This window comes from Anaerovorax odorimutans, from assembly GCF_024459955.1.
In the GTDB taxonomy this organism is placed as follows: domain Bacteria; phylum Bacillota; class Clostridia; order Peptostreptococcales; family Anaerovoracaceae; genus Hominibacterium; species Hominibacterium odorimutans_A.
Genome location: NZ_JANFXK010000011.1, coordinates 131679 through 141453, shown reverse-complemented (window position 1 = coordinate 141453; position 9775 = coordinate 131679). Strand labels below are relative to the sequence as shown.

Genomic DNA, 9775 nt, shown 5'->3' with positions numbered 1-9775 from the left:
TGAAAATGAATCGAAACTCTACCAACTTGCCCGCAGATACATTATAATACTGTATGAGTGTTATTTGTAAGGTAAGAAAAAAAGGAGTTTACCGATGGATCAGAATATACATATGGAAAGCCAGTTTGAAAATCTGCGCGGGCAGCTCGCGATCGACTGCGGGGCATGCTGCGGACTTTGCTGCATCGCTCTTTATTTTGCCAAATCAGAGGGCTTTCCAACGGATAAAAAGGCAGGTAAGCCTTGTGGGCAGCTGCTCAACGACTTTCGCTGCAAGATCCATCCGCAGCTTGCGGAAAAGGGTCTGAAAGGCTGCATGGCCTACGACTGCTTTGGGGCGGGACAGAAAGTCACACAGAGCATCTATGGAGGCGCCACCTGGAAAAACATGCCCCCGGATCAAGCCGCAGAAATGTTTGACGTTTTTCTGCGGGTGTGCCGGCTGCATCAAATCCTGTGGTATCTCATTGAGGCCATATCTTTGACTCCGGCGCAGAAACTGAAAAATGAGCTGAAAGGGCTCATCATAAAAATCCAGACCACAGCCGGAAGTTCGCCCAAAGATATCTGCGCCTTTGATTTGGAAGAATATCGCAGCAGGGTGAACCATGCCCTAAAGGAAGCAGGAGAATGTGTGCAAAAGGAGGTTAGGGGGAGCATCGAAAAAGCGCAGATAAGAAAGGATCTTTGCGGCCGGGATTTTGGCCGGGCAGATCTGAGCGGAGAGAATTTTTTCATGGCGTTGATGATTTCTTCCAACTTGAGCGGCTGCAGACTGAGGGGAACCAATTTCCTGGGAGCGGACCTGCGAGACGCGGATCTGCGGGACGCAGATCTAAGCGAGAGCATCTTTCTTACACAGATGCAGATCAACGAAGCAAAGGGCAGCAAGCACACCCGTCTGCCGGGATGGCTTGTGCGGCCGGGACACTGGAAATAAAACGCAAAGTGAGCTATTCTTGCAAACCCGCCGGCCAATTGGTATAATAGACCCCAAGCAAAAAGCGGAAGAATGTGGAAATCCCCTGTGGCAAGACGATGCGGGAATAGCGCAGGATGCTTAAAACAAAGAGAAAAGGGAGGAAATAAATATGAAAATTGTACTGCTGGAATCTCTGGCTGTCAGCCAGGAGCTTCTCGACCAATATACGGCGCCTTTAAAGGCGGCAGGCCATACTTTTGAGGCTTATGAAAGAGACGACGATCCCAACAAGCAGATCGAAAGAGTAAAGGATGCGGATATCCTGATGATCGCCAATATGCCGTTAAAGGGACAAGTTATCGAAAACTGTCCAAACCTCAAGTTTATCGACATCGCTTTCACAGGCGTGGATCACGTGGATATTGAAGCAGCCAAAAAGCGGGGCATTTCCGTAAGCAATGCCTCCGGCTACTCCAATGATTCGGTCGCGGAACTGACCCTGTGTATGATGCTGTCCCTCCTGAGAAACGTTCCCCAGGTTGAGGCGCGCTGCCGCAGCGGAAAGACTAAGGATGGATTGGTAGGCAGTGAGCTGCGGGGAAAGACCGTAGGCATTATCGGTACAGGGGCCATCGGAAGCAGAGTTGGAGAATTGTGCCGCGCATTTGGATGCAGGACCATTGCATATAATGGCTTTTCCAGCAAAATCAGCACACAGGAGATGGAATACATGCCGCTGGAGGAAATGCTTTGCCAGTCGGACATCGTAACCCTGCACTGTCCTGTGACCGAGCAGTCCAAAAACATCATCAATGCCGAGTCAATTGCCTCAATGAAGGACGGGGCCATTCTCATCAATGCGGCCAGAGGGCCGGTAGTGGACTCCCAAGCCCTTGCGGACGCACTGAACGGCGGAAAACTGGCGGGCGCAGGCATCGACGTGTTTGAAACGGAGCCGCCGCTTGAACCGGAACACCCGCTGCTTCATACACCCAATACCATCGTAACCCCTCACGTAGCCTTTGCCACGGAGGAATCCATGGAAAAACGGGCAAAGATCGTCTTCGACAATATCCACAAGTGGATGGACGGAAAACAGATCAATCAAATCATCTGATGACAGGAGAAAACTATGGAACTTGAAACGCTGATAAAAGACTGTCCGCTGGTCGGACCCATGAGCGAGTACAGAGAAATCTACTGGGGAAATCCCCAGTACGGGCAGGAGGCGCGGCTTCCTTTTACCATGGCGGATATCGACGACGCAGAAGCAAGGCTCAATCGTTTCGCGCCATATATAAAGAAGGTTTTTCCCGAGACGGAAGATACAGGCGGAATCATCGAATCGCCGCTTAAGGAGATTCCCAGGATGGGGCAGGTGCTGGACATCGAAGGCAGATTGTTTCTCAAATGCGACAGTCATCTGCCGGTGTCCGGTTCAGTGAAGGCCCGCGGCGGCATTTACGAAATTTTAAAGCTGGCAGAAGAAATCGCAGTCAAAAACGGCATGCTGTCCCTGGATGATGATTATGGAAAACTGGCGGAAGAACCCTTTCGCGAGCTGTTTTCCCAATACAGCGTCGCAGTCGGTTCAACGGGCAACCTGGGACTTTCCATCGGCATCATCAGCGCTGCCCTGGGATTCAAGGTGACGGTCCATATGTCAGCCGATGCCCGCAAGTGGAAAAAGGATCTTCTGCGGGAAAAAGGCGTTAACGTGATCGAATACGCGGATGACTACCAGAACGCGGTGGCGGAAGGCAGAGCGCAGGCAGCGAAGGACCCCAAATGCCATTTTGTAGACGATGAGAATTCGAGGGATCTGTTCCTCGGCTATTCGGTAGCGGGAAAGCGCCTGCAGACGCAGCTGGCAGAGCAGAATATTCCGGTGGACGAAACGCACCCGCTGTTTGTGTATCTGCCCTGCGGTGTCGGCGGTGCTCCCGGCGGCGTGACCTTCGGCCTCAAAACCGTATTGGGACCCCACGTCCACTGTATTTTCGCAGAGCCAACCCATGCTCCCTGCATGGTACTGGGAATGATGAGCGGCCTTCACGATCAGATCAGTGTCCGCGACATTGGCCTGGACGGCAGAACCGAAGCCGACGGGCTGGCAGTGGGGCGCCCTTCCAAGCTTGTGGGGGCAGTTATGCGCACGCTGGTACAGAGCTGCTATACGGTGGAGGATGATAAGCTTTATCGGTACTTAAAGCTGCTGGCCGATCAGGAAGATATTTGGATTGAGCCTTCTGCCTGCGCAGGGTTTGAAGGCCCGGTACATATGCTGTACAGCGACCGGTGCCAGGCGTCCCATATCGTTTGGGCCACCGGCGGAAACATGGTGCCCAAAGAAGAGATGCGGCACTATTACCAAAGAGGAAATGAATTGGAAGCAAGAGAGTAAGGAGGCTGCGATGGACGGACAGAAACGAATGGAAGCATATTTAGACAAAACCATGCATGAAAATAATGTCGGACAGGAAAAAACGATCAACGGGATGATGAAATCCGTAAAAGTGGGATGTTCTTATGAAGATAAATCCATTTCTTTAGGATTCCCGGTTCTCCAGTGGCAGGCCAATCGGGCGGGGATGATGCACGGAGGAGCCATCTGTACCGCCTTTGATATGGCCGCCGCCGCAGTAGCCAGATTCTGCGCCGGTGAAAATTACGCGCCGACTATCAGCCTGGATGTGAAATATATCCGCCCGGTCAAGCTGGGAGACACTATGATCGTAACAGCAAAGGCCACGGCGGCAGGCAAACGGATTACCCAGATCGTCTGTGAAGCGGTGAGCCAGGAGACGGGAAAACTGGTAGCCACAGCAGCCACCGTATATATGAACGTAGATACAACCAAGGAAAAAAGATAGGCTGTCTTTAAGAGCTCGTCAGAGTGAAAGCTTTGCGAATGTTTAAAAACATTTGAAGCTTTCCCATGATGCGCTCTTTTTTCGGGCAGGCAAAGATATATACTGAAGATAATTTATTCATCCGAGAATTTTTATAAATTCATACTTGAATAAACATAAAAAGCGATGTATAATTATCTGAATGAAAAAATAAAGATGAGAATAAAAAGGATGAAGACTATGGACAACAATAAGGAAAAAATGGAAGGTCTGCTGTATTTGGAGGACGGATCGGTCTATAAAGGACATGGATTCGGATTCAAAGGTACTGCAGTGGGGGAATTGGTATTCAATACTTCTATGACCGGATATCAGAAGATATTAACAGACCCGTCCTATAAAGGACAGGTTATTACGATGACTTATCCGCTGGTGGGAAACTACGGAATCAGCGATATTGACAACGAATCCGGCAGCATTCATGCCTTTGGATTAGTGATTAAAGATTTGTGCCAGAAGCCGTCCAACAGCAACAGTGTTAAATCGCTGGATGAATGGCTCGTTGAACAGAGAACACCGGGAATCTGGGGAGTGGATACAAGAAAAATCACCAAAAAAATCCGTACGGAAGGAACGGTGAAATGCGTAATCAGCAATGAGGGCATTTCCATTGAAGAGGCCAAAAAGATCTGCGAAACCAATTCGCTGAGAGGCGACTGGATGAAAGCAGTCTCCGCGCCTGAAAGGATGACTCTGGGAGACGGCGGCGAGTACAAAGTAGCTGTGCTGGATTTCGGCGTAAAGCTGAGCATACTGAAATCCCTCATGAAAAGGGGATGCGAGCTGGAAATGTTTCCATACGGCACACCGGCCGAGGAAATCCTGGCATATCACCCGGACGGTATCTTTTTGACCAACGGACCCGGAGATCCGCAGGAAGCAACGGAAGCTGTAAAAGAAACGGCTGTTTTGCTGCGGGATGCGGGAGTGCCGATCTTCGGCATCTGCATGGGACATCAGATTCTGGCGCTGGCGGCCGGCGGACAGACCTACAAGCTTAAATACGGTCATCGCGGCGGCAATCACGGCGTCTATGATAAAGATACAAAGCGTTCTTACATAACTTCTCAGAACCACGGTTATGCGGTAAAAATGGAAAGCATCATGCTTAACGGCATGGAGGTAACTCATCTGAACCTGAACGACGGTACGGTAGAGGGAATGGAGCACAGAGACCTGCCTGTCTTTTCCGTGCAGTTTCATCCGGAAGCATCGCCGGGACCCAACGACAGCGCATATCTCTTCGATAAATTTGTAACTCTGATGAAAGGTGGTAAGGATAATGCCTAGAAAAGCTTCTTTAAATAAATTACTAATCATTGGCTCCGGCCCTATCATCATCGGCCAGGCGGCGGAATTCGATTATGCCGGCACCCAGGCCTGCAAAGCGATCCGTGAAGAAGGGATCGAGACCATTCTGGTGAATAGCAATCCGGCGACCATCATGACGGACAAAGGAATCGCCGATAAAGTATATATGGAACCTCTTACAGAGGAAGCCCTAGAACAGATATTGGAAAAAGAGCGCCCTGACGGAATTCTGGCAGGCTTCGGCGGCCAGACCGGTCTGAATCTGGCGATGGCCCTGGAGGAGCATGGAATTTTAGAAAAATATGGCGTAAAACTTTTGGGCGTCAACAGAGAGAGCATCGAAAAGGCCGAGGACAGGGAGGAATTCAAAAAGCTCATGCTGGAAATCGGCGAACCGATTCCGCCCAGCATCATTGCCACCAATATAAAGGAATGTTTTGAGTTTGTACAGCAGATCGGCTATCCGGTAATCATCCGTCCGGCCTACACTCTGGGCGGCACTGGCGGCGGCGTCGCGACCAACGACGACGAGCTGCGGCTGCTTTGTCAGAGAGGTATGGAAAACAGCGCCATCGGTCAGATTTTACTGGAAAAATCCGTGGCCGGCTGGAAAGAGATCGAATACGAAGTAATCCGCGACAGCAGGGACAACTGCATCATCATCTGCAGCATGGAGAATCTCGACCCGGTGGGCGTACATACGGGCGACAGTATCGTAGTGGCGCCGACCCAGACCTTAAGAGACGAAGAATATCAGATGTTGAGAGATTCCTCGGTAAAGATTATCCGCAGTCTGGAGATCGAGGGCGGCTGCAACGTTCAGTTCGCGCTGAATCCGGATAACGGAGAATACATTGTAATTGAGGTTAACCCTAGAGTAAGCCGTTCATCCGCTCTGGCGTCCAAAGCGGCCGGCTATCCCATCGCCAAGATCGCAGCCAAGATCGCCCTGGGATATAATCTGGATGAACTGAAAAATTATGTTACTCATGAAACAAGCGCCTGCTTTGAGCCGGTATTAGACTACTGCGTGGTAAAGTTTCCAAAATGGCCCTTTGACAAGTTCAGAACAGCTTCCAGAAAGCTGGGAACACAGATGAAGGCCACCGGCGAAGTCATGTCCATATGCAGAACCTTTGAAAGCGCCCTTTTAAAAGCGCTGACTTCCGTAGAGATCAAGTGCGACGGCCTGCGCATCCCCTTCGTCACCAATCTGGACGACGAAAAACTGATGGAAAAGCTGGCCGCCTGTGATGACGAACGTATCTTCTGCATTGCCGAGGCACTGAGAAGAGGATTGACGGATGTGGAGGGGCTCTATGACCTGCTGAAAATTGACCGCTGGTTCCTCAACAAGATCAAAGGCATCATTGATATGGAAACGGCTCTCAAGACGCAGCATCTCACAAAAGAACTCCTTTACGAAGCGGAGTCCAGAGGTTTTACGGACAGCGAGATCCTGGAGCTTTCGGGAGTGCCCAGAGAGGTACTGCAGGATATCCGTATCTACAATGACATTTTCCCGGTGTATAAAATGGTCGATACATGCGGCGGCGAATTCGACGCGGCCACTCCGTATTACTATTCCTGCTACGACGCAGAGGATGAAGTGGAGGTCAGCGATGAAGAGAAAATTCTGGTAATCGGGTCAGGTCCCATCAGGATCGGCCAGGGAATCGAATTCGATTACTGCTGTGTGCAGGGCGTATGGGCAATCAAAGATCTGGGCTACGAAGCCATCATCATGAACAACAACCCGGAAACCGTAAGCACGGACTTCGATACCTCCGACAAGCTGTACTTTGAATCCCTTCATATTGATAACGTGATGAACGTAATCAAGAAGGAGCGCCCGTACGGCGTGATCCTTCAGTTCGGAGGACAGACCTCTTTGAACCTGGCGGAAAAGCTCAACAGCCGGAGCATCAATATTCTGGGTACTCCGTATAAATATATCGACCTGGCCGAAGATCGGGAAAAATTCTGCGATCTGCTGGATGAACTGGGAATCGCGGTTCCCCAGGGACTGGCAGTGACTACGGCGGAGGAAGCCTTTGCGGCTGTGGAAAAGCTGGGCTATCCGCTGGTGGTAAGGCCTTCTTACGTAATCGGCGGAAGAGCCATGCAGGTGGTATACAGCGACGTAGAGTTAAAACGCTATCTAAAGGAAGCGGTTTCCATTTCCACCGAGCACCCTGTACTGATCGACAAATACGTTCAGGGCAAAGAGATCGAGGTTGACGCCATTGCCGATGGGGAAGATGTGCTGATTCCGGGAATTATGGAGCATATTGAACGAACCGGCGTCCATTCCGGCGACAGTATTTCCGTATATCCGCATTTCACTCTTTCCAAGGAAGTGGAGGATACACTGATCGATTACACCAAGCGGATCACAAAGGCGCTGAACGTTGTGGGCCTTGTCAATATCCAGTATGCTTACGACGGCCATAAAATCTATGTTATCGAGGTGAATCCGAGAGCATCGAGAACGGTTCCGATTCTCAGCAAGGTGACGAAGGTTCCGATGGTCAAGCTGGCTGTGGCTGCTATGCTGGGACACAAGCTGGCGGATTCAGAATACGGAACAGGCCTTTACAAGCGGTCGGATTATTACGCGGTCAAGGTTCCGGTATTCTCCAACGCCAAACTGACCAATATGGACATGGCCCTGGGACCTGAAATGAAATCCACCGGTGAAGTTCTGGGAATGGATAAAGACTTGAGTAAGGCGATCTACAAGGGATTTTTAGCAGCAAATATGAAGATCCCCACAGAAGGCAATATCTTTGTTACCCTGAGAGATCCGGATAAAAACGCGGCTACGGCTAAGACCCTTAAGCGGTACGAGCAGTCAGGCTTTAAGCTGTACGCCTCCGAGGGAACCGGCGCCTTTATGAAAGAAGCCGGGATCGCGGCGGAAGTGATTCCCTACGATCAGGCAAAGCAGATGATCGGCGAGGAAATCAAAATGGTCATCAATACGCCGAAGGTAGCCAACCGTCCGGGAAGCGACACCTTCCCCATCAGGCGCAAAGCGATTGAACGGGGACTGCCTGTTCTGACCTGCCTGGATACGGCTGCGGCATTCCTGATTGCCATCAACCTTAAACAGAAGGGCGTAGAACTGGACTACGAAGTGATGTAGTGAGCGGTGCTCCGCTATAAATAAGCGTGATAAGATTTAAAAATTCTTTATAATAAAAAAGGCGTATGTAGCACAGCGCCTTTTTTGCTATGGCCCACAATCTTGGATGGCTCCACAGCAAGATACAAAAAAATCAAAGGCTGTCGCATCCGTTTCTTGCTGATACGACAGCCTCTGTCATTATGTTTTCTGTCAATATGCCTAGAACCGATCGCTATAATTCAGCATTTGCCGCAGCCGTCCGCCTGAGGGCGGCTTTTTCTTCGGGCTGAGGCTGGAATAATAGACGATGGCGCAGTTGAATTCTTCCGGCGAAGTATGGATAATCGCATAGGAACCGTCGCTTCCGTCTCTTGGCAGGGAAAGGCTGCCGGGGTTGACCAGATAGATTCCGCCCGCTTCTTCGTAGGCCGGCCGGTGGGTATGGCCGAAGAGGACAGCTTTGCAGCCCAGCTCCTCAGCTCGATAGACCAGGTTCAGCGGTGACATCTTTACGTTATCCATATGCCCATGGGTCAGGAGCAGCTTGCCGTATTCCGTTTCAAGGATGCGGTAATCGTCAGAGTTGTAGGAGCCGTCCATATTCCCTTTAACAGAAACCACTTCCGTTTCCAGCTCCTTCTCCAGACGCCGGGCGTCCTCTATATAATCACCCAAGTGAACGACCAGATCCACATTGGTCAGTTTGGCCCAGACTTCCGTAACCTTTTCCGTCCTTCCATGGGTATCGCTAATAACAAAGATCTTCATGCACATATACCTCCGATAATGGGATTGTAACATAAGATGAAGCGGTTGACTAGGCCCGGGGTATAGAGTAAAATTGTTTTGTCTGAGTTAGAGGAGGTAGAAATGAAAATAGAACTGAAAGAAAACGGCCAGCCGTCCAGAGATGAGATCCTGGAAATGGCCCGCGGACAAAAACAGGTGATCATCGCAGGTGAGGAACCGCTCAGCCGCGTGGGGATCGTTGATATCGTAAAAAAACTGCAAAATGAAGAAATCTACATACAGACAGACGGGCAGGAACTGGAGCCTATGGCGGAAAAGCTGAAAAAAGCAGGATTGACGGGCGTGATCATAGAGGTGAACACGATGCGTTATACCCGCTATAAAAACAGCAATAACGGCAAGGAACTGGCAAAAGTCGTAGACGGAATCAATAAAGCGGTGGATCAGCAAATGAAGGTTCGTCTGAACGTTTCCCTGGAAAAGGGATTCAGCGATGATGAGGTGCTGGATTTTGTGCAGCTGACCTTCCAGCACGCCTACGAGATCGTTTTCCTGCCGACCATGCCTTACGAAGAGATCAAGGCCAAGATGCGTCTGTTCCCGGTGGAAGGTGATTACGGCGATGTGGAAATGTTCAAATATGCCGGAGCACGGGGGAAGATCGGATTCTTAAAGTAGTTTCTGTATTTTTTCATAATAAAACAGAAAAAACAGGCAGCGCGAAAAAAGCGCTTTGCCTGTTTTCCATTT

The 9775-nt window shown here is 50.3% G+C and carries 8 protein-coding genes; 7 read left to right on the top strand and 1 reads right to left on the bottom strand.

The window, feature by feature from the left end; all coding sequences use genetic code 11:
- Positions 1-94 precede the first annotated feature (94 nt).
- The 6 genes from NE619_RS11085 to carB all read left to right on the top strand — a co-directional run bounded on the left by NE619_RS11085 (position 95) and on the right by carB (position 8293).
- Positions 95-940 (top strand): pentapeptide repeat-containing protein, encoded by an 846-nt coding sequence (locus NE619_RS11085; protein WP_256132481.1) that lies wholly within the window; start codon positions 95-97, stop codon positions 938-940.
- 151 nt (positions 941-1091) lie between these two features.
- Positions 1092-2039: a 2-hydroxyacid dehydrogenase gene (locus NE619_RS11080; RefSeq protein ID WP_256132480.1), complete on the top strand. Its 948-nt coding sequence runs from the start codon at positions 1092-1094 to the stop codon at positions 2037-2039.
- A gap of 15 nt (positions 2040-2054) precedes the next feature.
- On the top strand, positions 2055-3326 hold the full coding sequence (locus NE619_RS11075) for a D-serine ammonia-lyase (RefSeq protein ID WP_256132479.1): 1272 nt from the start codon (positions 2055-2057) through the stop codon (positions 3324-3326).
- Between the two features lie 10 nt (positions 3327-3336).
- Positions 3337-3795, top strand: a complete 459-nt coding sequence (locus NE619_RS11070; RefSeq protein WP_256132478.1) for a PaaI family thioesterase — start codon at positions 3337-3339, stop codon at positions 3793-3795.
- A 219-nt stretch (positions 3796-4014) separates the two neighbouring features.
- Complete coding sequence (gene carA, locus NE619_RS11065) at positions 4015-5124, top strand: glutamine-hydrolyzing carbamoyl-phosphate synthase small subunit (RefSeq protein ID WP_330640721.1); 1110 nt, start codon at positions 4015-4017, stop codon at positions 5122-5124.
- On the top strand, positions 5117-8293 hold the full coding sequence (gene carB / locus NE619_RS11060) for a carbamoyl-phosphate synthase (glutamine-hydrolyzing) large subunit (protein WP_256132477.1): 3177 nt from the start codon (positions 5117-5119) through the stop codon (positions 8291-8293). The genes carA and carB overlap by 8 nt, the downstream gene beginning before the upstream one ends.
- A gap of 201 nt (positions 8294-8494) precedes the next feature.
- On the opposite strand, the gene NE619_RS11055 is transcribed toward carB, so the two are convergent.
- Entirely contained in the window at positions 8495-9043 is a 549-nt protein-coding gene (locus NE619_RS11055) for a YfcE family phosphodiesterase (protein WP_256132476.1), read from the bottom strand.
- Positions 9044-9145: 102 nt separating this feature from the next.
- On the opposite strand from NE619_RS11055, the gene NE619_RS11050 reads away from it, so the two are divergent.
- Positions 9146-9703: a radical SAM protein gene (locus NE619_RS11050; RefSeq protein WP_256132475.1), complete on the top strand. Its 558-nt coding sequence runs from the start codon at positions 9146-9148 to the stop codon at positions 9701-9703.
- The last annotated feature ends 72 nt before the right edge of the window (positions 9704-9775 follow it).